The 24,762-nt window shown below is 38.4% G+C and carries 21 protein-coding genes; 5 read left to right on the plus strand and 16 right to left on the minus strand.

Annotated features, from left to right (window positions below; translation table 11 throughout):
- Positions 1–7: 7 nt before the first annotated feature.
- On the plus strand, positions 8–769 hold the full coding sequence (locus LPB68_RS01945; protein ID WP_068658375.1) for an HAD family hydrolase: 762 nt from the start codon (positions 8–10) through the stop codon (positions 767–769).
- Between the two features lie 42 nt (positions 770–811).
- Here the strand turns inward: LPB68_RS01945 and LPB68_RS01950 are convergent, their stop codons facing one another.
- Positions 812–3,037: a type IA DNA topoisomerase gene (locus LPB68_RS01950; RefSeq protein WP_068658373.1), complete on the minus strand. Its 2,226-nt coding sequence runs from the start codon at positions 3,035–3,037 to the stop codon at positions 812–814.
- Between the two features lie 384 nt (positions 3,038–3,421).
- Here LPB68_RS01950 and LPB68_RS01955 point away from each other — a divergent pair, with 384 nt between their 5' ends.
- A complete protein-coding gene (locus LPB68_RS01955; RefSeq protein WP_068658371.1) occupies positions 3,422–3,688 on the plus strand; it encodes an AbrB/MazE/SpoVT family DNA-binding domain-containing protein in 267 nt (88 codons plus the stop codon).
- A 167-nt stretch (positions 3,689–3,855) separates the two neighbouring features.
- Here the strand turns inward: LPB68_RS01955 and LPB68_RS01960 are convergent, their stop codons facing one another.
- The 7 genes from LPB68_RS01960 to pdhA form a co-directional block, all read right to left on the minus strand.
- On the minus strand, positions 3,856–5,343 hold the full coding sequence (locus LPB68_RS01960; RefSeq protein ID WP_068658369.1) for a glutamate synthase subunit beta: 1,488 nt from the start codon (positions 5,341–5,343) through the stop codon (positions 3,856–3,858).
- A 205-nt stretch (positions 5,344–5,548) separates the two neighbouring features.
- Positions 5,549–6,034: a dihydrofolate reductase gene (locus LPB68_RS01965; protein ID WP_068658367.1), complete on the minus strand. Its 486-nt coding sequence runs from the start codon at positions 6,032–6,034 to the stop codon at positions 5,549–5,551.
- Positions 6,035–6,049: 15 nt separating this feature from the next.
- Positions 6,050–6,844, minus strand: a complete 795-nt coding sequence (thyA, locus tag LPB68_RS01970; RefSeq protein ID WP_068658365.1) for a thymidylate synthase — start codon at positions 6,842–6,844, stop codon at positions 6,050–6,052.
- Positions 6,845–7,023: 179 nt separating this feature from the next.
- Positions 7,024–8,448 (minus strand): dihydrolipoyl dehydrogenase, encoded by a 1,425-nt coding sequence (lpdA, locus tag LPB68_RS01975; RefSeq protein WP_068658362.1) that lies wholly within the window; start codon positions 8,446–8,448, stop codon positions 7,024–7,026.
- A gap of 2 nt (positions 8,449–8,450) precedes the next feature.
- On the minus strand, positions 8,451–10,073 hold the full coding sequence (locus tag LPB68_RS01980; protein ID WP_068658360.1) for a 2-oxo acid dehydrogenase subunit E2: 1,623 nt from the start codon (positions 10,071–10,073) through the stop codon (positions 8,451–8,453).
- A 36-nt stretch (positions 10,074–10,109) separates the two neighbouring features.
- Complete coding sequence (locus tag LPB68_RS01985) at positions 10,110–11,087, minus strand: alpha-ketoacid dehydrogenase subunit beta (RefSeq protein WP_068658358.1); 978 nt, start codon at positions 11,085–11,087, stop codon at positions 10,110–10,112.
- Positions 11,088–11,154: 67 nt separating this feature from the next.
- Positions 11,155–12,222 carry a pyruvate dehydrogenase (acetyl-transferring) E1 component subunit alpha gene (pdhA, locus tag LPB68_RS01990; protein WP_068658356.1) on the minus strand — a complete coding sequence of 356 codons (1,068 nt, stop codon included), beginning with the start codon at positions 12,220–12,222 and terminating at the stop codon, positions 11,155–11,157.
- Positions 12,223–12,479: 257 nt separating this feature from the next.
- Here pdhA and LPB68_RS01995 point away from each other — a divergent pair, with 257 nt between their 5' ends.
- Positions 12,480–13,211 carry an alpha/beta hydrolase gene (locus tag LPB68_RS01995; RefSeq protein ID WP_068658354.1) on the plus strand — a complete coding sequence of 244 codons (732 nt, stop codon included), beginning with the start codon at positions 12,480–12,482 and terminating at the stop codon, positions 13,209–13,211.
- 140 nt (positions 13,212–13,351) lie between these two features.
- Here LPB68_RS01995 and LPB68_RS02000 read toward each other — a convergent pair whose 3' ends face one another.
- Entirely contained in the window at positions 13,352–13,816 is a 465-nt protein-coding gene (locus LPB68_RS02000; RefSeq protein ID WP_068658352.1) for a low molecular weight protein-tyrosine-phosphatase, read from the minus strand.
- Positions 13,817–13,950: 134 nt separating this feature from the next.
- Between LPB68_RS02000 and LPB68_RS02005 the strand changes: the two genes are divergently transcribed.
- Both LPB68_RS02005 and LPB68_RS02010 read left to right on the plus strand, forming a co-directional pair.
- Positions 13,951–14,592, plus strand: coding sequence for a thiamine diphosphokinase (locus tag LPB68_RS02005; protein ID WP_068658350.1), 642 nt, complete (start codon positions 13,951–13,953; stop codon positions 14,590–14,592).
- 266 nt (positions 14,593–14,858) lie between these two features.
- A complete protein-coding gene (locus LPB68_RS02010; RefSeq protein ID WP_068658348.1) occupies positions 14,859–15,368 on the plus strand; it encodes a C40 family peptidase in 510 nt (169 codons plus the stop codon).
- A gap of 93 nt (positions 15,369–15,461) precedes the next feature.
- Here the strand turns inward: LPB68_RS02010 and LPB68_RS02015 are convergent, their stop codons facing one another.
- From LPB68_RS02015 to LPB68_RS02045, 7 genes are all read right to left on the minus strand, one after another.
- Positions 15,462–16,148, minus strand: a complete 687-nt coding sequence (locus LPB68_RS02015) for a response regulator transcription factor (RefSeq protein WP_068658346.1) — start codon at positions 16,146–16,148, stop codon at positions 15,462–15,464.
- Between the two features lie 137 nt (positions 16,149–16,285).
- A complete protein-coding gene (locus LPB68_RS02020; protein WP_068658344.1) occupies positions 16,286–17,839 on the minus strand; it encodes an ABC-F family ATP-binding cassette domain-containing protein in 1,554 nt (517 codons plus the stop codon).
- A 196-nt stretch (positions 17,840–18,035) separates the two neighbouring features.
- Positions 18,036–21,446, minus strand: a complete 3,411-nt coding sequence (locus LPB68_RS02025) for a DUF5704 domain-containing protein (protein ID WP_232510220.1) — start codon at positions 21,444–21,446, stop codon at positions 18,036–18,038.
- Positions 21,447–21,461: 15 nt separating this feature from the next.
- Positions 21,462–22,682, minus strand: a complete 1,221-nt coding sequence (locus tag LPB68_RS02030; RefSeq protein WP_068658342.1) for an S-layer homology domain-containing protein — start codon at positions 22,680–22,682, stop codon at positions 21,462–21,464.
- Between the two features lie 125 nt (positions 22,683–22,807).
- On the minus strand, positions 22,808–23,800 hold the full coding sequence (locus LPB68_RS02035; protein ID WP_068658340.1) for a hypothetical protein: 993 nt from the start codon (positions 23,798–23,800) through the stop codon (positions 22,808–22,810).
- Entirely contained in the window at positions 23,784–24,335 is a 552-nt protein-coding gene (locus LPB68_RS02040; protein WP_068658338.1) for a hypothetical protein, read from the minus strand. Before LPB68_RS02040 ends, LPB68_RS02035 begins: the two co-directional genes overlap by 17 nt.
- Before the next feature lie 15 nt (positions 24,336–24,350).
- A complete protein-coding gene (locus LPB68_RS02045; RefSeq protein ID WP_162274305.1) occupies positions 24,351–24,686 on the minus strand; it encodes a hypothetical protein in 336 nt (111 codons plus the stop codon).
- Positions 24,687–24,762: the final 76 nt, after the last annotated feature.

Genomic DNA, 24,762 nt, shown 5'->3' on the forward strand with positions numbered 1-24,762 from the left:
GAATGATTTGAACACACGTCAACAAATTCTTTTCGACTTGGATGATACACTCATTCACTGCAATAAATATTTTGGGATGGTTCTCGATCAATTTGATCAATTGATACGAAACTGGTTCAATGATGATGAAATAACAAGCGAAGAAATTCTACAGAAACAATTGGAGATCGACATCGCCTCCGTTCATCATGTAGGATTCAAAAGCGGTAACTTTCCTCAATCCCTCATCCAAACGTACCGTTACTTTTGTCAAAAGTTCCAACGCCTAATCTACCCACAAGAAGAGGATCAACTTCTGCTGCTGGGTAATAGTGTATACGAGCTTGAAGTCGAGCCTTATCCTGGTATGATCGAGACACTTGAATCCCTGAAGAGCGATGGACATCAACTTCACCTTTATACTGGAGGAGAAAGTGCCATCCAGCAGCGAAAAATCGATCAGATGAAATTGAATATGTATTTTGATGAACGCATATACATTCGAGAACATAAAAATACAGATAGTCTTGAACAGATTTTACGAAATGGTAGATTTGATCGATCATCCACATGGATGATCGGCAATTCACTTAGAACCGATGTCTTACCAGCGCTAACTGCAGGAATATGCAGTATCTATATCCAGATTTCTAACGAATGGGAATATAATATAGTTGAATTGAATCAAACTCCTGAGCAGATTTTATACACGGCCACATCCATTCATGAAGTTCCCGAGCTTATTGAACATAAAATAGAACATGAACTAAAACAACGGACCCTAGATTAGGATCCGTTGTTTTTAAGTTCACCATGTTACTGACGTATCACTTCATGGTTGAATCGTTAGTTCTCCTGTCTCCATATTATGCAATACAAGTCTACCTTCACTTGGTGTTCCGTCCTCAAGAGATAACTTCAACTTTCCCGTCTTACCTTTCTCAATGAGTGCCTTCACTTGTGAACCACTTAATGTCCGGCCATGATTTTCTTTCCAGATGACAAATTTACAACCTTCTTTATAATGTGAACAACCATAACCTTTACGCCCCATGAAAATCATGCCACCGCAACCTGGACGAGGACATTGCCCAATCATTTCCGGTGAATCTGAAGTAACTTTCCCCGCGACAGCAGGATTCTTTGTCATCGACTTACTGGTGGATGTAGGGGATTTTGTTGTCGATTTCTTCGGTGTACCTTCGCTCTCAAACGACGTCTTAGCAGCTCTCGATTGCAATCGAACCTTATCAACGATCATTGAAGCGAACTTCTTCACGCTCCCCATGAATTGCTCTGCTGAGGCCGAACCACGGGCGATCTCATTCAATCTTCGCTCCCATTGCCCTGTCATTTCCGGAGAGGTTAATAGTTCGATGCCAGCTCCACGAATTAATTCGATAGCGGTCCGACCTTTTTGTGTGATTTGGATTCTCTTCCCTTGCATTTCTACGTAGCCAACACTTTTTAAACGTTCTATCGTAGCTGCACGGGTCGCAGGAGTTCCTAATCCAGAATCTTTCATTGCATCACGTAATTCTTCATTCTCTATTTGTTTACCCGCGCTTTCCATCGCTTTCAGAAGTGTCCCTTCTGTATAATGCTTAGGAGGTTGTGTGTCCTTCTCCTTGATAAACGCATCTGAACACGTAACTTTCTCTTTAGCTTGGATGCTGAAGGGTTCATTAACTTCATTGTCCTCTTCGTCCTCTTCATCCTTATCCTTGAGTGCTGATTTTTTAACGATATCTTTCTTTTGATCAGCAATAATAATCTTCCAACCTAAATTTAGTAACTCTTTAACCGTCGTTTTGAACATTTCTTTTTCCACTTCTGTCAAGACGGTATGAACTTTATATTCAGCCGCTGGATAGAATTGAGATAGAAACCTTCGTACGATCAGATCATACAACTTTTGTTCATCTGGACTAAGATTGTTAGCCTTTCGATGGGTAGGTAAAATAGCGTGGTGGTCTTCCACCTTCGAGGGATTACATATGGATTTGTTTCCTTTATGAACTAAACTCCGATCTGCCCCTGCGACCCATTCACCATAAGATGTCCCTTGCAAAACAGTTAATGTTTTGTGCATTTCCGGAATATTCTGCTCAGTCACATAGTTAGAATTCGTCCGTGGATATGAAATCACTTTATGTTTTTCATACAACGCCTGTGCAATATCTAATGTTTTCTTCGCCGAAAAAGAATATTTCCCGTTGGCTTCACGCTGCAAAAGCGTCAAATCATATAATTTGTTGGGGTACTCTTTTGTTTCTTTTACTTCATAAGAGGAAATGTGTCCTTCTTTTCCCTTAACTTTGTTAGCTAAAGCCTCAACTTTAACCTGGTCCGTCATTCGTTCACCCTGCCACATTCCCTTATAGGTGACATCATTTTGTGTGAATTGAGCTTCAAGATCATAGAACTTCAATGAGGAAAAAGCATCTATCTGTTTCTGCCTATCATAGATTAACGCAAGTACAGGGGTCTGAACGCGTCCCACGGATAGCAGAACATTATGCTTCGTTGTAAAAGCCCGTGACCCATTCATTCCAATCAACCAATCAGCCTCACTTCGCGCCCTTGCCGCCTTCGTTAGATTCTCATATTCTGCACCTTCTCTTAACTCTGCAAAACCTTTTCTAATCGTTTCTGGCGTTAAATCTGATATCCAGAGTCTTTTGACAGGCTGACTTAGCTTCAGATGTCGCTGAATAAGTGAGAATATATGTTGTCCTTCTCTTCCAGCATCACAAGAATTCACTAGTAAGTTACTTCGTTTAGCTAATTCATCAATGACCTTAAGTTGATCTATCGTTCTCTTGTTCGGAATTAGTTTGAAATTCTCAGGAATGATAGGTAAATCTTTAATATTCCACTTTTTATATTTTTCATCATATGCTTCAGGTTCTGCAAGACCTATTAAATGTCCAATTGCCCATGTAATAATATATTGTTCACCTTCCAAGTAGGAACGATGATTTTTTGCTTTGGGCTCAATTGCGGCAGCTATATTTCGACCCATATCAGGTTTTTCCGCAATAATGAGTGTCTTCAATAGATGGTCACTCCTAACTTACTTAATTCAACACATTATATCGTATCATATTAAAGTTATGTAAACTATTAATTTTCGTAAACTATGGTTTTATTACTTTTTAGTAACCTATGTTAAGCTTTGTTAAATATAAAGTGAAAACACTCATAATGATTACTAGATATACATATATTCATATCGAATTTTGTCGAAATATAAAGTCCCTTATATAACTATATTCGTCTGTCAACCTAGATTAAACCAATATTAATTGCTTTTTCATGCCTAAATAGTTGACAAATAGCTATATATAGGAATAAAATTCAAAAAGAAGAATATCATAATAGGTCGAATTTGAATTCAATTTGTCGAATCGTCCCGATATATCACAAGGGGGAAATTATCATGTTAAAAGCAACAGGAATTGTAAGAAAAGTAGATGAACTAGGACGTATTGTTTTGCCCATAGAATTACGTAGAACACTAGGCATTGATATTAAGGACGGGCTAGAGATATACGTTGATGGAGATCGCATTATTCTTAAAAAGTACGAACCTTCTTGTATTTTCACAGGTGAAGCTGAGAATCTCGTTTATTTCAAAGGTAAAATGATTAGTAAAAGTGCTCTTGAAGAAATGATGGAAGTATATAATCAAAATTTCAGCAAATAATCAAATAGTAATAGATAAAACAAAAATAGAGGTGGCATAACAGTAGATAATTCTACTGATGAGGCACCCCTTTTTCTCATATATCCGAAATAAATGTAGGACTGCTCTCCTTAGATGGCTCATATTCCATGCTAAAGGTGCAGTCCTACTATTCATTCTATAACAGATTAGACAAGTACTGTAGAACCCATTAGATACTTATCTACTTCGCGCGCTACTTCACGACCCTCATTTATAGCCCACACTACAAGGCTTTGGCCACGACGCATATCACCCGCAGCAAATACTTTGTCCACGTTGGTAGTATAAACTCCTTTACGCGCTTTTACATTCGAGCGACGATCCGTTTCAAGCCCTAATTGTTGTATTACACTCTGTTCAGGCCCATCAAACCCTATAGCGATTAATGCCATTTGTGATTTGAAAATACGTTCCGTACCAGGTATTTGTTGATAAGTCTTACTTCCTGACTCATCTACGATCCGTTGAATTTGTATCGTATGCAATTCTTGCAATTGACCAGATTCATCCCCAACAAATTTTGTCGTCATGATCGAGAACTCCCGTGGATCCTGTCCGTACAAAGCCTTAGCTTCCTCTTGCGCATAATCTAAAGTATACACATTCGGAAATTGCGGCCACGGATTACCTAATGTATCACGTTCAAGAGGTGCCTTCTCATGTGTCCCAAATTGTGTGATACTACTACAACCATGACGTAAAGCGGTTGCTACACAATCTGAACCTGTATCCCCACCACCAATCACTATCACATCTTTATCTTGAGCAGTAATGTAGTTACCATCTGATAGATCTGAATCCAAGAAACTCTTAATAGTTCCATTTAAATATGTCATCGCATAATGAACACCCTTTAGATTAGAACCTTCAATGTTGAACTCTCGAGGTTTCGTAGCCCCTCCGCAGAGCACAACTGCATCATAATCATCTACTAATTGCTGTGCTGGGATGCTAACCCCAATCTCAACGTTCGTTACAAATTTGATTCCCTCTGCTTCAAGAAGATCTACACGGCGTTGCACCACACCTTTATCTAGCTTCATCGCTGGTATACCGTATGTTAACAAGCCGCCAATACGGTCAGCACGTTCATAGACCGTCACATGATGACCTGCTTTATTCAATTGAGCTGCTGCCGCAAGTCCAGCTGGACCTGAACCTACAATAGCTACACGTCTCCCAGTGCGATTCTCTGGAGGATGGGGAACAACCCATCCTTCTTCAAATCCTTTATCTATAATGGCTTGTTCAATGGTTTTAATGGTTACGGGTTGTCCTATCAATCCAACTGTGCACGAACCTTCACACGGTGCTGGACAAACTCTACCCGTAAATTCGGGGAAGTTATTTGTCTTATGCAGACGTTCAAGAGCTTCTCTCCACATACCACGATAAATTAAATTATTCCACTCAGGTATAAGATTGTTTACTGGGCAACCAGATGTTCCACCAGCCATATCAATTCCCGTGTGACAATAAGGTGTACCGCAGTCCATACAACGCGCACCTTGTGTCCGAAGTTCTTCTTCAGACATATGTTTATGGAATTCTTCCCAGTCTTTAATCCGATCTAGGGGATCTCTATCTATTGGTAATTGACGACTATATTCCATAAAACCTGTTGGTGTAGACATGGTTCCTTTCCCCCATCCGTTCTCTTCTTGTCAGTGTATATATGTCGGCATAGCCGTTTCTGCTTGATAATCCATAAATACATGCTTAATGTGAAATATTTGTTTACATTATATTAGCATTTGAGCGTTTTTATATTAATGGATTATCAGCCTTATTTTTTGTACTATTTAACACTAACATGACATCTGAAGGAACGATGAAGTATTATTTTCGCAAGTAAGTACAGAAATAATACTCGTATGGATTCTGCTCATCTTGTATACCTTTAGTTCTATCGGTTAAAGTCCAGGCGGTCCAATCTATCTCAGGAAAAGTAATATCACCTTCAAATTCCTCATCAATTCTCGTAACGAGAAGACGATCAGCATAAGGTAACCATTGGGTGTAAATCTGAGCACCACCTATAACCATAAGATCCGCGTCTTTTGCATAATTTAACGCATCTTCCACGGTATGTATCACATGAGCCCCTTGTACCTCGTATGTTTGATCACGAGTCATAATTATATTTATCCGATCCTTTAATGGTTTACCATTAAAGGATTCCCATGTTTTCCTACCCATGACAATAGGCTTATTTATAGTTTCTTGCTTAAAAAAAGCCATATCTCGTGGCAAACGCCAAGGTAGCCCATTATCCTTCCCCATCACACCGTTACGATCCATCGCCCAAATCATGGTAATAGACATTATTCTGCCTCCTTTCTAAATGGCTACTGGTGCTTTAATTCCAGGATGATGTTTATAATCATTGAATTCAAAATCCTCGAAATGATAGTCAAAGATTGAATCCGGTTTGCGTCTTATATTTAACGTTGGTAGTTCATAAGGTTCACGTTGCAACTGTGTCTGAACTTGGTCCATGTGATTTGAATAAATATGAACATCTCCACCAGACCATATAAACTCTCCGACCTCTAAATTACACTGTTGTGCCACCATATGTGTTAGTAACGCATAACTAGCAATATTAAATGGAAGACCTAAGAAGGTGTCTACAGAACGCATGGTAAGCATACAAGAGAGTTTACCTCCAGCCACGTAGAATTGAAATATAAAATGACAAGGCGGTAACTTCATATTATCGATTTCACCCACATTCCAAGCACTCACAATATGACGTCTTGAATCTGGATTGTTCTTAATCGATTCAATGACATTAGCAATTTGATCTATTTTCTTTCCCTCAGCTGATTCCCATGCTCTCCATTGCGAGCCATATACAGGGCCTAATTCACCATTCTCGTCGGCCCATTCATCCCAAATCGATACGCCATTGTCTTTCAAATACTTTATATTCGTATCCCCACTTAAGAACCACAGTAGTTCATGAACGACTGATTTAATATGAACCCTTTTTGTTGTTAAAAGTGGGAATCCTTTGGCTAAGTCGAACCGGAGCTGACGACCGAATACGGACACAGTACCTGTACCTGTTCGATCTTCTTTGCTTGTACCTTGATCTAATATATCTTGTAACAATTCTAAATAATTCTTCATAATGAAATAACACCTCACAATTTTTCTATATCCCTACTATACAACATTTATTATAGCTATTAGTAGATAATCTCAATACATGCCTTACTTATATTTGCACAAAAGAGGCTATCCCTAGCCATTTCCATGGTTTTGGGACAGCCTCATTTATAATGATAGATAAAATAACTTTTATCTTATTATTTCTTACGCGGGGCAATCATGTGAATTGGATTACCAAGACCTAACTCAGCAGTTTCCATGATGATTTCTCCAAGGGTTGGATGTGCATGGATGGTAAGAGCGATGTCTTCAAGAGTTGCACCCATTTCGATAGCTAAACCAAGTTCAGCAATCAAGTTAGAAGCTTCAAGACCAGCAATGTGGCAACCTAGTACAAGATCCGTACCTTCTTCAGAAATCAATTTAACAAATCCATCAGGACTATTCAGAGATAAAGCACGACCGTTACCGGCAAATGGGAACTTAGCTACAACAACTTTATAGCCTTTTTCCTTCGCTTCTTTCTCAGTATAACCTACACTTGCACACTCTGGATCTGTAAATGCTACTGCAGGGATGCATTTGTAATCTACAACAGAAGTGTGACCCGCTATAGCTTCAGCAGCTACTTTACCTTCGTATGAAGCTTTATGCGCAAGTGCAGGACCTGCAACGATATCGCCGATAGCGAAGATATGTGGGAAGTTCGTACGACCTTGATGATCTACTTTTACCAATCCACGATCGGTCATTTCGATTCCTACAAGATCAAGACCAAGTTCACCATCTGTATTAGGACGACGTCCTACAGTAACTAGAAGGTAATCAGCAGTTACTTCTTTGGCTTCTCCACCAACAGAATATTTGACTGTTACATCTTTATCTGTTTGTGTAGCACCTTCTGCTTTAGCATTGGTAATAATCTCAACACCTGTTTTTTCCATACTCTTCACAACCATCTTCGTCATATCTGGATCGAAACCATTAAGAATGGATTCTAGGCCTTCGATGATTGTAATCTTCGTACCGAATTTGGAGAACATTTGGCCAAGCTCAGCTCCAATATATCCACCACCGATAACGATCATGCTCTTTGGAATTTCAGGAAGATTTAATGCTTCTGTCGAAGACATGATACGTCCGCCGAAAGGAAATGGCTTAAGTTCAATTGGACGAGAACCTGTAGCAATAATACAGTTCTTGAAACGGTAACGTGGAGATTCGTGTTCGTTAAAGACACGTGCTTCGTTTTCATTGATGAACATACATTCACCATTGAATACTTCTACTTTGTTACCTTTGAGTAATCCAGCAACGCCACCAGTCAATTTCTTAACAACACTGTTTTTGAAAGCTTGTGTTTTTCCGAAATCCACTTTCACGTTTTCAGCCGTTACACCAAAAGCTTCACCATGTTGTGCAGACTCATATTGATGAGCTGCTGCAATCAAAGCTTTGGAAGGAATACATCCACGATTAAGACATACACCACCAACTTCATCTTTATCAACGATTAATACCTTTTGTCCCAATTGAGCAGCACGAATTGCTGCTACATAACCACCAGGACCTGCACCTATGACTAATGTATCGATATCTAAAGAAGCGTCTCCTACGACCATGATTAAACCTCCATAACTAGCGACTCGGGATTAGCGAGAAGCGATTTAATGTAGTTCATGAAATGTTGTGCAGTCGCGCCATCAATAATACGATGGTCAAAGCTTAGGGACAATGCCATAACTTTCGCTGCAACAATTTCACCATTCTTAATTACTGGTTTGTCAGAAATACGACCTACACCCAAGATAGCAACTTCAGGGAAGTTAATAATTGGTGTAAAGAACATACCACCAGCAGAACCAATATTGGAGATTGAAATGGTACTACCTTTCATTTCGTTCGCGCTCAATTTACCATCGCGTCCACGAATTGCAAGATCAGCAATAGATTCCGCAATCATCCAGATACTCTTACGATCAGCATCTTTAATAACTGGAACAATCAAGCCATTTGGTGTATCTGTTGCAATCCCGATATTATAGTACTTCTTATATACAATTTCATTACTTTCTTCATCAATCATCGCGTTAAGTGCAGGGAATTGGCGACTTGCCGCAACCAATGCTTTTACGATAAATGGAAGATAAGTTACTTTGATTCCTTTTTTCTCAGCGATTGGTTTCATACGAGTACGGAAATCTACTAGATCAGTTACGTCTACTTCATCCATAATCGTAACATGTGGTGCTGTGTAAGCAGATTTAACCATCGCATTAGAGATTGCTTTACGAATTCCTTTGAATGGTACACGTTCTTCATCAAGATTCGCATTACTCGCAACCGCAGTTGTTGAAGCCGCTTTTGCTGGAGCAGTTGTAGTTGCCGCATCTTTAGCTGCACTTGGCGCTGCCGATGCTGCTGGTGCCGCAGTTGCTTGACCACCACTCATGAAGGATTCAACATCTTTTTTCGTGATTTTACCATTTGTACCTGACCCAGTAACGTTAGAGATATTCACACCTTGCTCACGAGCAAATTTACGCACACTAGGTGTAGCTAGAACATCTTTATTGGGAGCAGCTACTGGAGTTGCTGTAGCAGTTGTATTCGCACTGCCTTTTGCTGTGTCTACTTCTTGTGCAGCATGCGCACCTTCTTGCTCAGGCACTTCTCCTTCAGCAGCTATAATAGCCACTACATCACCTACACGACATACTTGACCGTCTTTGGTAAGTACTTCAAGTACTGTACCGTTCACTGGACAAGGAACTTCAACAACGGCTTTATCATTTTGTACTTCCATGACGATATCATCATCAGTGACTTTGTCACCAACTTTGATATGCATTTTAATGATTTCGCCTTCATGCAAGCCTTCGCCTAGTTCTGGGAAACGATATTCAAAATTAACCGATCCAGAATTTGCTGCTGGTGCAGATTGAGTAGCTACTGGTGCTGGTACAGATTGTTCTGCTGCTGGTTCATCTTGCTCAGGCACATCGCCTTCTGCATCAATGATAGCTACCACTTCACCTACACGACATACTTGACCGTCTTTGGTAAATACCTCAAGTACCGTACCATTCACTGGACAAGGAACTTCAACGACTGCTTTATCATTCTGAACTTCCATGACGATATCATCATCAGTGACTTTATCACCAACTTTGATATGCATTTTAATAATTTCACCTTCATGTAGGCCTTCACCTAATTCTGGGAATCGATATTCAAATTTAGCCAATGTTCTTACCTCCTAGATTTGTGACTGACAACTATATTAAAATTCCATCACTTTGTTTACAGCAGTGATGATACGCGCAGGTGTTGGAAGCCATGATTCTTCGATTTGTGCAAATGGATAAACCGTATCTGGTCCTGCAACACGAAGAACTGGAGCTTCAAGATGAAGAATAGCTCTTTCATTAATTTGTGCAATAACTTCAGCTGCAATTCCTGCACTCTTTTGAGCTTCTTGAACTACAATCGCACGATTTGTCTTCTTAATAGAATTAACAATCGTATCAATATCAAGAGGATTCAATGTACGTAGATCAATGATTTCAGCTTTAATTCCGCTCTTTTCCAATTCATCAGCCGCTTTAGTTGCAGTATGCACTGTCATCCCATAAGAAATAATAGTTACATCGGAACCTTCACGAACGATATTAGCTTTACCTAATTCAACGGTATATTCACCTTCTGGTACTTCAGCACGGAAAGCATGATACAAATTCAAATGTTCCATGAAGAATACAGGATCATTATCGCGAATCGAAGCAATCAACAAACCTTTTGCATCATACGGATTGGAAGGTACTACTACCTTTATACCCGGAGTTTGAGCAATCAAACCTTCCAGAGAATCTGTATGAAGTTCTGCGGCTTTAACACCACCACCAAAAGGAGTACGGAAAACGATTGGTGATGTATAGCGTCCGCCTGAACGGTAGCGCATACGTGCTGCCTGAATCAACATTTGATCCAGCGCTTCAAAGATAAATCCAATAAATTGAATTTCTGCAATCGGACGGAATCCTTGAATTCCAAGCCCAACCGCCATACCACCGATTGCTGACTCAGCTAGTGGAGTATCCATTACACGATCTTCACCGAATTCTTTTTGCAAGCCTTCTGTTACACGGAAAACACCACCAACATTCCCTACATCTTCACCGAAGATGAGTACATTGGGGTCACGCTCCAATTCAACGCGCATCGCATCGCGAATCGCTTCTTTCATGTTCATTTGTGCCATTGTTCCATTTCCTCCTTAAACATTAACAGTCAATTACTTGCTTTATATTTCATTAATTAATAATTTTTTATAGAAAATCAGCTTTTTGTTCTTCAAGATATTTTGGTGTTGTTTCAAACATACTATCGATCAAACCAGAAATCGTCATTTTTTCAACTTTTTCTGCTTTTTTGATTTCATCATTTACTTTCGCTTTTGCTTCTTCTCTTACACGAGCAGTATCTTCTTCAGTCCAAAGACCTTTTTTCTCTAGATATTTAGCAAAGCGTGAAATTGGATCTTTTTCACTCCACTGAGTCTCTTCTTCTTTTGTACGATATTTACTAGCATCATCGGACAAGGAATGTGGACGGAAACGATAAGTCACAGCTTCAATCAATGTAGCACCTTCTCCATTACGAGCGCGTTCTGCAGCTTCTTGAACAGCACTAATTACAGCGAATACGTCCATACCATCAATTTTAATACCACGAATACCAGCAGCTACTGCTTTATGCGCGATAGATAGTGCAGCTGTTTGTTTCGAGAATGGTGTTGTAATGGCATAGCCATTATTCTGAACAAAGAAAATAACAGGAAGTTTAAATACGCCTGCATAGTTCAAACCTTCGTAGAAATCACCTTCAGATGAACCACCGTCACCTGTGTACGCAATTGCTACTTGTTTTTGTTTCTTCAATTTGAATCCCATTGCAATACCCATTGCATGAAGGATTTGTGCTCCAATAATAATTTGTGGCATTAGTACGTTAACACCTTCTGGAATTTGACCTCCATGTTGGTGACCACGAGAATATAGGAAAGCTTGATAAAGTGGCAAACCATGCCATACTAGCTGTGGAATATCACGATATCCCGGGCATACAAAATCTTCTTTTTGAAGAGCAAATTCACTACCAACCATTGTTGCTTCTTGTCCAGATACTGGAGCGTAGAAACCAAGACGGCCTTGACGACCTAAATTTACTGCGCGATCATCCCAAGTACGAGTAAATACCATACGGTACATTATTTCTTTCAATTGATCATCAGTAAGCTTTGGCATCATTTTTTCATTAACAATTTCACCTTCTGGAGAAAGAACGGATAGTGCCTCAACTTCCTCTGTATACACTTCATAAGGAACCTTACTCATTTTCTTCACCTCAATAAAAAAATTTGATTATCATGTGCACCTGTTATAGGATTATTATACACCTGTTCTATACGTCCGTCAAAGGAAATTACCTATTGATTTCATTTTCTTTTGATATTTGTATGTATAACAGGATAACATAATTTGTATAACAGTTTTAACAAATCCATAAACATCCATGAGAAAGATCACAAATGTGTACTAGCTTATTAGTAGATGGTATATTAACAACAAAATCCAAGAAAAGGTGATCCAATATGACAGACTCCCGTTATTTGAAACGGACCATTGTTAAAGATCAAATAAACAGCATTCACCTAAATGAAACCCGTAACCTTCGTATATATTTTCCACCAGGCTATAACGAAGTCGTGAGCTACCCCGTTATATATTGCCAAGATGGTGAAGAATTCTTCAATTTCGGAAGAATTGCTACGATCGCAAATCGTATTATTCTAGACGAAGGAGCAGAACCATTTATCATTGTAGGAGTAGAAGTAGATACCTCAGTGCGAACTGCTGAATATGCACCTTTTGGGAGTAGATTTCAATCCTATGTAAAATGCTTCGCTGAAGAAATTATTCCCTATGTGAGTCAGAAATATCCCGTAAGAACCAACCCAGCTGAAACTGTTATAGCAGGGGACTCATTAGGTGGCAGTGTTTCACTACATATCGCACTTCTATACCCACATTTGTTCACACGTGTTATGAGTCTGTCGGGTGCATATTATGAAGCTTCCCAAGAAATCATCGCTATGGAGCAGGACTTATCATGGTTAGACATCTATATGATTGTGGGTCTGCAGGAAAATGAATTCCAAACAGATACAGGTACCTACGATTTTGTCCAACTTAATAAAGATACGAAAAATCTATTGCAAGCTCGTGGAGCACAAGTCCATTACCAAGAAAAAGATGGCAAACATCTTTGGGGATTCTGGCAAAAGGAATTACCTGAAGCTTTACTATATTTTTTCGAAGAATAAGGTTTATTCCACCTCCCATATGTGAATCCTAACATCCTCCAACTATCAGAGAAGTTAGGGTTCATTTTAAATTACAATTATGTTTACGCTTACAAAATAATGTCGAAAAGTGGCATGCCTAGACATGCCCATCTGTTAAATTATAACTTTTCACTCACAATCTTGTCTAGTAATACAGCACACCCTGCATCCATTAGCGCATATACTTCTTCGAAATTACCTGTGTAATAAGGATCTGGTACTTCACGTAAGGTCTCTGAAGGCAATAAATCCATAAAACTAACGATAGTAGCCTCATCTCCACCTATCAATTTTCGCAGATTAGTCAAATTGGATTGATCCATACATATAACATAGTCGAATTCAATGAAATCCTGACTTGTTACCTGACGCGCTACCATGCCTTCATAACTTATTCCACGCTCATCTAGTAGCTTCCTTGTTCCTTCATGAGGCTGATGACCAATATGCCAATCTCCAGTTCCCGCAGAATCAACTAAAATTTGGCTCTCTAATCCTCTGTTCTTTATTTTATTACGTAGAACGGCTTCACCCATAGGTGATCGGCAAATGTTACCTAAACAAACAAACAGTACGTTAATCATATTTCCCATCCTTTTTGTCTATTATCAAATCTCATTGTACCAACAATACTTTATATTTGTACAACCCTCTATTCTCAATTATACTAAGTTCAAGCAAATCTTAAGTTAAACCAACTGGAGGATTATATACATATATGAAACAGAAACGAGTAATCATTTTTTCGGGTGGTCATCTTCATCCAGAGTTCCTAAATGAAATTCAAGCAGATGACTTCATAATTGGTGCTGACAAAGGTGCCTTATTTCTAATACATAACAACGTCCATCCACATCTTTCTGTTGGGGATTTTGATTCTATAACAGCCGAAGAGCAGCAACTAGTTACTGCATCTAGCGGTTCTACCCTAGCTTGTGATGCTTTTGATAAAAACCTTACGGATACCGAACTTGCATTTGAATTAGCTCTGGAACAACATCCTACTCATATCTTGCTAGTCGGAGCTACAGGCACACGTATTGATCACACTTTAGCTAATATTCATTTGCTAAGTAAAGCTTTAGAGCATCAGATTCCATTTGCTATTCTAGACAATCATAATTATATTACAATGACTGATTCTACTCTTATGGTCACAAATCAAGGTTATGATTACATCTCCCTTTTGCCCATGACACCTGAAGTGACAGGAATTACACTTGAGGGTTTCGTTTACCCATTATACAATGCAACTCTAACCATCGGACAATCCCTAGGTATTAGCAATCGTCTTTCTACGAGTACAGGTCATATCTCTGTCAGATCAGGTTCATTACTCGTCATTCAAAGTAAAGATTAATGATTACAAGATTGTAACAATTAATTGAGATTTCATTGAGCCGAAAACCTTATCCCACCTAGGTTTTCGGCTTTTCTATGTCTCAATATTTTTCTTTTCTATTATTTCTCAATATTTTTAATCAAATTTTAATAGAGTACGTTTAAACCTTGGTATATTCATCTTTTTATATCATATTCCTTTATTTGGTTGGTTACAAAACTGTTATACTAACTTCCGAGCCCAGAATCATCACTACTAGAAACCAACTATGGAGGTATTACAACATGACAAGACAGACATGGACTCATAGATTAGCAATCGTAGGAATTTGTTCAACATTAGCACTTGGCGGTGCTGTCACCATAGCTAACCCGGTAGCTGAAGCTGCTACTACTGCAACTGCATCAACAACGAAGGCTAATAAGATTATTAATTATGGTAAGTCATTCTTAGGGGTTCCATATAAATTTGGTGCTTCAACATCAACGACAAGATACTTTGATTGTTCATCTCTGATGAAACGAATCTATGGTAAGTTCGGTGTTACTTTACCCCGTACTTCTGCAGCTCAGGCAAAAAAAGGAGTCGCTGTTTCTAAAGCAAACCTAAAAAAGGGAGATTTATTATTCTTCTCTACTGGAAGTAGATCCACAGGTAGGAATATAACTCATGTAGGAATGTATATCGGAAATGGTAACATGCTTCACACTTATGGCTCACCTGGTGTTATGATCACAAATATTAACAAAGCACATTGGAAGAAAACATACGTCAAAGCACGTCGTGTTCTTTAAAACTTAATGAATCCTTATTCAATCAACTCATAAATATATTGATATTCTGAACAGCTGACAGTTAATAATGTCAGCTGTTCGTTTTTGATATACTCAATTCACTCTCAATATATAACCTACTCCACGCAAAGTATGAATCATTTTATCCCGATGGCCTTTATCGATCTTCAATCTTAAATAACGGATATAGACATCAACCACATTTGTACCCATTGCATATTCGTACTTCCACACTTCTTTCAATATTTGATCTCTGCTACATACTTGATTGACATGTCTCGCTAAATATAACATTAAATCATATTCTTTCGGAGTAAGAACAACAGCCTGTAAATTACGCATAACTTGACGACTTCTAAGATCAATATGGAGTTCACCAATTTGAATTGGTAAGTAATTCTCAAGCTGTTTAATTGATAAAAGGTTAAAAATATTAAGTATGCGGAGCAATAAAATATCGTTCACAACAGGTTTATTGATATATTCATTTGCTCCTAACCTAAAGGCATTCACAACATTTTCGTCTAACTCCATATGAGAAAGAACCATAATCGGAAAAAATTTTATTCTCGCCCTCATGGGTCTGATCACAGAATACTCATCTCTACTCTTTCCATAATCGAGTATGACCATATTAATGGTCTCATTATTTTCAATGAAAGACAAAGCCTCTTGGTCATGTTCAACCTCAACCACTTCATATTGTTCTATTCTTAATGCCTCTATAGTCGTGAGAGCAGTTTCGCTTTCATAATTCACATACAGGATGATATTAGCCATGTGCACTCACCAATTTCCCAGTGGTATGATGAAACGTATTACACAATCCTTAGCTTGCTCCACACAAAAAAATCCATCCCTTTTCTCCAGGAATGGATTATAATATGCAACCTTTTTAATATACTTAACAATCAATATTATTTCGTTTTAGATGCCCATTCTTCTACATTCCATTCTTTTGTTACCCAGTCTTCATAGAATTCAGGCTCATGGGATACTAGCACGATAGTTCCTTTAAATTCTGTTAGAGCCCGCTTCAATTCAGCTTTAGCAATGATATCTAAATGGTTCGTAGGTTCATCGAATAGAATCCAATTCGCTTCACGCATCATTAACTTACATATACGCACCTTGGCTTGCTCTCCGCCACTCAACATACTTAATGGACGGGTAATATGTTCATTCTTCAGACCAACACGTGCTAGATGTGAACGCACTTCACTTTGAGTGAGTGATGAGAATTCATTCCACACATCCTCAAGAGGCGTGATCTTAGCAGCAATCGCTTCCTGCTCGAAGTATGCTGGCTGCAAATACTCACCAAGGTATGTTCGACCACTTAACGTAGGTATTTTACCGAGAATCGTTTTGAGCAATGTAGACTTACCTACACCATTACACCCAACGATCGCAATTTTATCGCCCCGTTCAATCACCATACTCATCTTAGGCAATAGTGGATGACTATAACCAATTTCGAAATCAATACCTTCGAATACTGTCTTAGAACTTGCTCTTGATTCCTTAAAGTGGAATGTAGGCTTGGCAGCTTCCTCTGGTTTTTCAATTCGATCCAATCGACCTAGTTGTTTCTCACGACTCTTCGCCTGTTTAGAAGTAGAAGCACGTGCTTTATTCCGCGCGATAAAGTCTTCCTGCTTCTTAATAAGTTCTTGCTGTCTCTCATATGCGTCAATATGCTGACTCTTATTCATATCAGCCATCTCAAGAAATTTCTCATAATTGGCTGTATATCTAGTTAATTTAGTAAATTCCAAATGATAGATGATATTCACTATTTGATTCATGAAATCTGTATCATGAGAAATCAAGATAAAGGCATGTGGGTAATTCTTCAAATACTGTGTCAACCACTCAATATGCTCTACATCTAGATAGTTCGTAGGTTCGTCAAGTAATAGCACAGTTGGTTTCTCAAGCAGTAACTTCGCAAGTAATACCTTCGTCCGCTGTCCACCACTTAAAGAAGTTACATCGCGATCTAAACCAATAGCATTAAGTCCTAGCCCTTGGCTCATTTCTTCAACTTTAACATCAAGCATATAGAAATCACCGATATCTAACTGTTCTTGAATATCACCCATTTGTTCAAGTAATACTTCTAACTCTTCTGGTGTTGCTTCACCCATCTTGTTCGTAATCTCTGTCATTTCCTTCTCAAGTTCAAGAAGAGGTAAAAAAGCATCTTTGAGCACATCACGAATAGTTTTACCTGGAGTCAACTTGGTATGCTGATCTAAGTAACCAAAATGAACTCGAGGAGTCCATTCCACTTTTCCACTGTCTTTAAGAAGTTTACCCGTTAAAATATTCATCATTGTTGATTTACCAACTCCATTGGCACCAACAATACCTACGTGTTCCCCTTCTAACAAACGGAAAGAAACATCTTTAAACAACGTACGCCCTCCGAAGTTGTGGGAGAGATCCTCTACAGTTAATAAACTCATTTCTAATCTCTAACTCCTATCTATTGTAAAAATCATGTTATCTCTAATAGCCGGCCAACAAAATTTGATTATAACATAAATAGAAGGTTCACCGATAGAAGAAAATTTTGTACATATTATTTATCCCAATGTTAAATCTGCGCTACAAAAAGAGCCTCCCAAGAGGGAGACCACTGAAAAAGTCCAGAAATAGTTATTAGTGAGTTCCATTTATCTCAAAATCATCATATGAGGATTGATTACCATCATAGTAGACTACATCACCATCTTGCAGCATGTACTGAACACCATACGGATCAGTCACTACACGATCTCTCACCCCATCTGTTCCATCAAATCCTTCCATGTCCCACCACTGATTATCTAATGGTGCATGGATATATTGAAGATGCGGATGGTTAATGTCAGCATTTCGGATGGTCTCAATATTGAAATTAACGGATATATACCCATTACGTAAGAAAATTGGCGATTTTTCATCTAGTCTGTTAGCTCTGCCATAAGAGGCTAAGTCAGTTCCTTTTTCAACAACATAGACAGCTGCTGGCAAACTATATTCTCCATACCACTGTTGTATTGAAGCATTCGTTCTAGCAGGGCTAGCACTAGCATTTCCAGGTCTGCTGAATGTGTTTATAAATGTACGTAGTGGGGATGGAAGGAGTTGTATATCATATCCACCTACATACGTAGCTTCTGTTGCTCTTTTTTGGAAAGCAGATAAATACTGGGATCTTGTTATTGACCAACCTATATTCATATCGTATATCGTGCCTGCAGTGTTGACAATGTCTGTAACTGGAACATTACGTAAGCGCGTATTAAGAGTTATATTTCGACGTTCCTGATCAGATGCTGATCCGATTTTCACAAACTTTTCAGTATCCGAATGATAGTAAAGATCTACTTCTATTCTTTTGGCGGGAGTTGTTGCATTCTTGTCTTGGAAATAAAACGTCGGTGTGATCCGAATCGCATCCTTATCTCCGAACATATTCCCTTTACTCTTCAGATCAAATTTAAAATGATAACCCGTTTTGACAGACATGGTCTTGTAACTAGCAACTGGATGACTTCCGCGGAGAATAGGTAGAACATACGGAGCCAATGATCCGTTGGGATCACTATCTATTCCCTTTGAGCCAACTGTATATGATATACCCTTAGAGGTACTATTTCCCCTAGATGTTCGAAATACGGCTTCCCAGTTAGGATCGGCAATATCCGTTATACGGAAATCATATAATCTACCAATCACTTCTACGGGGACAGTATCTGTAGCAACATGGTTATCTAAGTTGAGATTTGCTTCCGATTCGGTAGTGAAGCCTGCTGATGGAGAATTCTCTGCAAAAGTTCTAAAGTAAACGGTATAATTCCCTTCATCTACCCACACAGGAGTATAGAACGCTGTAGTTAATTGATTTACGGGAATTGTGATCCAAGTATCTTTTGGATAAAATATAGATTTGTCAGATGAATAGACATCAAATTCAAATCGCACCTGTTTCGTCTTAATATATTTAGCGAAATCTCGATTTCCATATCCGGGAATGTTTCGATGTTGACCACTTGTTGGAATGGTAACCGTAAATGGTCGATCCAGAATAAAAGCTCTCCGCGAGTAGTTTGGAACCGTTTTTTGATTATGTGCAACATCATCCGATGCATCTGCATAAACAACCGTAGGTGTATGAACAGTTACAGTATTGATAGGATCAACTGGAAACTGTTTATCAGATCCCCCATTAATGTTCTGTGGAAGCAACTTATAATAAATCGTTCCAGTACTTATTGTATTAAGTTTGTTCAGTAAAGAATTTGAGATCAGAAGTGCATTTTTGTATAAAACTCGGTTGTTTATCATGGTTGGATTAGGAATCTTCGAAGGTGTTGGACCCGTTTTAACGACTTCTGTATCATCCATTATTTTTTGCCCATTAAAATCTACTTTATCATTTTTCACTAAAGGATCATCTGTTTGGCCTTCAGCCATACCTTTGAGAAGGCCCGTATCATCTGGTGGAGAGGGTCTGGAAGTCCCACCTATAACATCTGGTGGACTATAATCAATTCCTCCTGTTTCTTGTGCTTTAACATGATCTTCAACCGTATCACTATGTGAAGAAATGAGAGCCGGCGGGGTATAATTCGATGGTGTTAGTGTTACCTCACCATTCGGTATTGCATAGTTTCTCATGATTGATTTTTCGATTTCGTAGACTTCTAAATTTTTAATATTCCAGTAGGAGTAATCTTTTGTAAAGGTAAATGAGTAAGATTTCGATTCATTGTCTGACTTTTCAATGGGAGCCACTGGAACCGGTTTACCATCAGGACCTGGTACTGGTGGTTGGGGCTCTTTCCATTTCAGAACGTATTCTACATTTACGTTACAGGAGTAAGTGATTTTCCCTGCTAAATTTGCAAACGTATGTTGGAACAAATAATTGTAGCCTATTGTATTGGCATATAGGTTTTCAGAGGTAGGGATACCTTTTCCTACGTCAAAGCTATAAGGTGCGTTGTTCGGATCATCTGCTTTAACTTCTCCTGATGAAGCCGGACTCATAACACTTGTTTGTGGTGCAGAGACTTCTGATGGTGAACCAATGCTTGCAGTGCAAGATCCTATTCCACCACCAGGATTGGTTGGTACACCTGGATCTGGTCCTGGTATGGTGGTACCATCGTCATCCTTTGTATAAACTTCATATTCGTCCGGATACCGATAGGTAAAGGATTTGATGTCGAAAGTATATTTAGCAAAATAATACATCATAGCTGCGGACCCATTTCCACCTAATAAAACTCTGACTCCTTCATGATCATAGTTTTGAGTAAACCTAATTTTTACTGTATTTAAATCGGTTACTTCCATTCCAGTTAGAACTGTCGAATCATCAACTACGCCACTTGCTTCTGAACCTACTACGGTTTCTCCATCAAGAACCTTTATATTAATATCAGGTTGAAACGGGTTGAAAGAGCCCAAATTTTCAGAATCAATGTAGGTGGTAGCAAAACTACCATAATCAACAGGACCAATGCTTTCATATGCCTTGTTTCTACTATATGGCAGGTTCATGTATACTATTTTCCCCGGCCATTTATCTTTAACAACGCCATTAAATTCCTCACTGCCAGTATTCGAGTTCCCTATTATACCCCAATCATTTACACTAATACCAGGTATCCAACTTGTACCCGCGATACTTCTTGACCAAGCAATCCATGTACCATTTGGTGTATTTTCAATAGATTTAACTGGAACAGCTTCCCCATTTAAATTCAGTGTATTATTATACGTTCTGGCATTTACAGTAATTGGCGGGAGTGCTTGTCCGTCCTTCTTCAAAACAATTTTAGTTATTATTTTACCGGGACCAGCATCAACAACGATTGGTTTAGTAGTAATTACTTTTTTCTTATAAAAGACGGACTGATGTGATCTCAAAGTATCTACTGCGTTATATTCTATATTTTCTGTTTTGAATAAGGTTTCAGTACCTGCTGCATTACTAGGTACTGAAAATAAAGCATTCAGGCTTGTAAGTAATATTAACAACACCATAGAGATAGATGTTAATTTTTTCTTATTAAACAATGACTACCCCCACCTTTAATACTTTTTATAATACGGTCCATCAATTTCTAACAAGTAATTCTCAGCAACGAAGTAACTCGATACTGCTGGTGCAGAAATTTTTATTTTCAGTCTACTGTTCTGTGACCAACCCTTTTTAGGCAATAGGAAAATCGGCTGATCTAGCGGAGTATCTTTAAATACAAAGGCTACTCTGTTTAAAGTTCCATTTCTAAATGCCATTCGATCATTAGTTGTTCCAGTAAAAGACAAAGGAACATGTTTTAGATATGAGGCATAATGTTTAGGGGCCTTGTTATATATAATTTCATTATTATAATAGATTAAATAACTGTCTTTCCATTTAGAAACAGGGATACCCTCAGCTAAAGATGTGGATGAGTTATTCTGCCATTTCAACTTTGAAATTGGGGGTATCAATTTCAAGTTAGGATCACTGGGATCTGCTAGATCAATCGCGATGACGGAATATACTTCCCCACTCCAATCACCATCTTTTGAAGTAATCTTCATCAAATCTTTCTTCCAGAGTTCTGCATCTTGATCTTTTTTGGTAGGGTCATTAGATGTGAACACTTCGGGCATCACTGTGAATATATTCGTACCATGCCATACCACTTCGGCACTTGCCACAGCATACTTATCTACTGGAAGCGTACCACCAGCATTCACCGTTAATATACGATCGATGATCGTTACAGACTGAGCACGTGTAGTATTTTTGGTTTCACCAAGTTCACCTGCACCAAGCCCAGTGATCAGGCCATTCTTGGTTGCTAGATACATCCATTTGGTATCATCTGTTGTTTTTTCAGCTATCGCTCTCGCAGCTAGTCGAGACATTTCTTTTCTGGTCATCGGTGAATTCAAGTCACCACTTTTGAAGTCAGATGTGACAACTAACTCTGCTTTCTTAGCCGAATTAACGTAGATTTCATACCAAGCCCCTCCGGTATTTGTCTCTACAGGTAATTTCAAAGCTTCTACCGTCATCTTGATGAACTCAGCACGCGTTACATTAGAATTCGGCTTAAATGTGCCATCTGGATAGCCTGCGGTATATCCGAGTTGAACCGCTTTGTTGATCGTACCTTTTGCCCAATGTGTCTCAATATCGGATAATTGAACATTAGAAGTCTGTTCAGCATTTGCTATGTATTTGCTGTTCACAATAGTGAAAGCTCCTCCTAAAACTATAGAAGTTAAAAGGATAGTAAATATGGTTTTCTTTTTCATTGATTGTTTCCCCCTTGAATTTAATATTAAAATCGTGAATATCCCCTAATAAATTGTCTATATTTTACTATATACCATAATTACGGATAATTAGGGATTATACTTAATAGTGGAGAATAACAACTTCAATATCGATAGCCCACCGTACAATCCAAAGGAATATATCCACTAGACGCTGCATCACGTTCAGAGGTGAACATTTCCTCCGTCGTGAAAGTAGAAACACAAGCATTACGAGAGTAATAGTATTTACGTCCATTCGCTATAATTCCGTTGAATATTTCTTTCTTAACGATACGGCTACCACCTAAAGCGTAGTTATTATAATACTTCTCTCCCATAGGAATACCTTGAACAAATGCTAGAACACCAACATCATTGATCGTGTTATGCCAATCTTCTTCACTAATAAGTGGAATAGTAAAGGTATACGCTACTCCGAGTCGCTTCGAATACCTGTTGTATTGATTGATAACCATTTCAAGATCTTGTTGAAGTGCATTAACAATGGTAGTTCTCCGAACTTGATCGAATTTGTCAGAATCATTAAGCAAGGATATAGAAGCCTCTGAAGTTATTTCACTCCTGAACCCTTCAACCCACTTCTGATCTACATTCCGATTCACTACGACGTAATCATCTAAAGTAAATGCAAAGGTATTACCGTCTTGATCAACATAATCATAGGGTTTCTTGGGACTCCACACATGCTTAATCTCTTTTTCACCTGAGGCATTGATATATTCATCCCATGAATAAACATAATAGCCATCGTATCCTACAATCATTACAACAGGAACATAATTGTCCACCACACCTTGCCCTGCCGTATCGTTAAAAACTCCAAAATTCAAATACAATGAATTAAAAAACGTCTCTACCGCTTCTTCTTTATTGATCTTCACCCTCTTTAATGTCTCATACTGGGATTCATCTCGTTGGCTACTATTCGTAAGCAAAGCCCTTGCAGCATCTTGAGTGGCTGTATCAATTGCCCGATTATATCGAAGTTCTATAATAAGCGTCTGACGGTTTTGCTCAAGATTAATGTTGTTAATAATAAAATAGGGTAAGAGAATAAGTACTGAAAATATCGATAATTTAATGATAGTCTTCATTGAGGACCATGCCTCCATACGGAATTACTATTTTTTCATTAGGGTTATTGATACCACCTGTAAGGACATCATTCATCAATGTTCCCATGGTACGATTGGTATTCTTTACGGTTACATCAAAAAAATCTCCTGTTTCAAATTTATATATTCGGTTAGGAGATTCTACATTCTCTGTTGAATTCCTAGGAAATAGTTTTTCATTTATTTGCGCATTAAAAAATTCTTCATAATTCACATGATATCCACCTAGAAAAATACCTGCATCACTGTAATTAGGATCATATCTTTTATGTCTATGAACCATTTGAATATCATAGATATTTCTTGTAAGAGACATCCGATCCACAAATTCGGTATACATGGTCGGGGTTATATAACCCTTATCACGAACAGAATCTACAAAATGAGTCACAGAATTTAGAACTACCACTTCTGAAATATCGTCTTGTTTGTTCAAGGCACTTGTTACAGGCCATATGAAAAGAAGAACTATAGCTATTATCGCTGCAAATACTTTTGCAACAGAATTGGACAAAACGTTACATCCCCTTTAGTTAAATTGCAACAACGTTAACAACCCGGTGCTATCTCTTATATATGTAGGTGTAAAATATTGATTTAGGTTAATTGATGAGACATTTAATACAGTAGGATCTAAAGATTTGGAGTACAAAATACCATTGACTTCAATATCTACTCCAATCTCTCGGATTTGGTATAGTGATTGTCTAACTTCTGCACCACTAACCGAGTAAACTATCGGATCTTTGAGTGTTGAGTGGATATTGTTATCCGTATTGGAATTCATTTGATATGATTTCTGGATTGTTTCCCCTGTCGTAGTAAATAGATAAAATGATAGCGATAGCGAAACCATAAAAGCCATTACGGCAAAACTCAGACCTATTGCTTCAGAAGCATCATTGTCAAAAGCGATTATAAACACCTTCTTTTTATCAGAA

Origin of the sequence: Paenibacillus crassostreae, from assembly GCF_001857945.1 — a bacterium.
GTDB lineage: Bacteria > Bacillota > Bacilli > Paenibacillales > Paenibacillaceae > Paenibacillus_AQ > Paenibacillus_AQ crassostreae.

Excerpts from the sequence above, each read along its gene's own strand:
- LPB68_RS01955 (WP_068658371.1), top strand. The coding sequence starts at position 3,422 with ATGTTAAAAGCAACAGGAATTGTAAGAAAAGTAGATGAACTAGGACGT.
- LPB68_RS01960 (WP_068658369.1), bottom strand. The coding sequence starts at position 5,343 with ATGTCTACACCAACAGGTTTTATGGAATATAGTCGTCAATTACCAATA.
- LPB68_RS01965 (WP_068658367.1), bottom strand. The coding sequence starts at position 6,034 with ATGTCTATTACCATGATTTGGGCGATGGATCGTAACGGTGTGATGGGG.
- thyA (WP_068658365.1), bottom strand. The coding sequence starts at position 6,844 with ATGAAGAATTATTTAGAATTGTTACAAGATATATTAGATCAAGGTACA.
- lpdA (WP_068658362.1), bottom strand. The coding sequence starts at position 8,448 with ATGGTCGTAGGAGACGCTTCTTTAGATATCGATACATTAGTCATAGGT.
- LPB68_RS01985 (WP_068658358.1), bottom strand. The coding sequence starts at position 11,087 with ATGGCACAAATGAACATGAAAGAAGCGATTCGCGATGCGATGCGCGTT.
- pdhA (WP_068658356.1), bottom strand. The coding sequence starts at position 12,222 with ATGAGTAAGGTTCCTTATGAAGTGTATACAGAGGAAGTTGAGGCACTA.
- LPB68_RS01995 (WP_068658354.1), top strand. The coding sequence starts at position 12,480 with ATGACAGACTCCCGTTATTTGAAACGGACCATTGTTAAAGATCAAATA.
- LPB68_RS02000 (WP_068658352.1), bottom strand. The coding sequence starts at position 13,816 with ATGATTAACGTACTGTTTGTTTGTTTAGGTAACATTTGCCGATCACCT.
- LPB68_RS02005 (WP_068658350.1), top strand. The coding sequence starts at position 13,951 with ATGAAACAGAAACGAGTAATCATTTTTTCGGGTGGTCATCTTCATCCA.
- LPB68_RS02010 (WP_068658348.1), top strand. The coding sequence starts at position 14,859 with ATGACAAGACAGACATGGACTCATAGATTAGCAATCGTAGGAATTTGT.
- LPB68_RS02015 (WP_068658346.1), bottom strand. The coding sequence starts at position 16,148 with ATGGCTAATATCATCCTGTATGTGAATTATGAAAGCGAAACTGCTCTC.
- LPB68_RS02020 (WP_068658344.1), bottom strand. The coding sequence starts at position 17,839 with ATGAGTTTATTAACTGTAGAGGATCTCTCCCACAACTTCGGAGGGCGT.
- LPB68_RS02030 (WP_068658342.1), bottom strand. The coding sequence starts at position 22,682 with ATGAAAAAGAAAACCATATTTACTATCCTTTTAACTTCTATAGTTTTA.
- LPB68_RS02035 (WP_068658340.1), bottom strand. The coding sequence starts at position 23,800 with ATGAAGACTATCATTAAATTATCGATATTTTCAGTACTTATTCTCTTA.
- LPB68_RS02045 (WP_162274305.1), bottom strand. The coding sequence starts at position 24,686 with ATGGCTTTTATGGTTTCGCTATCGCTATCATTTTATCTATTTACTACG.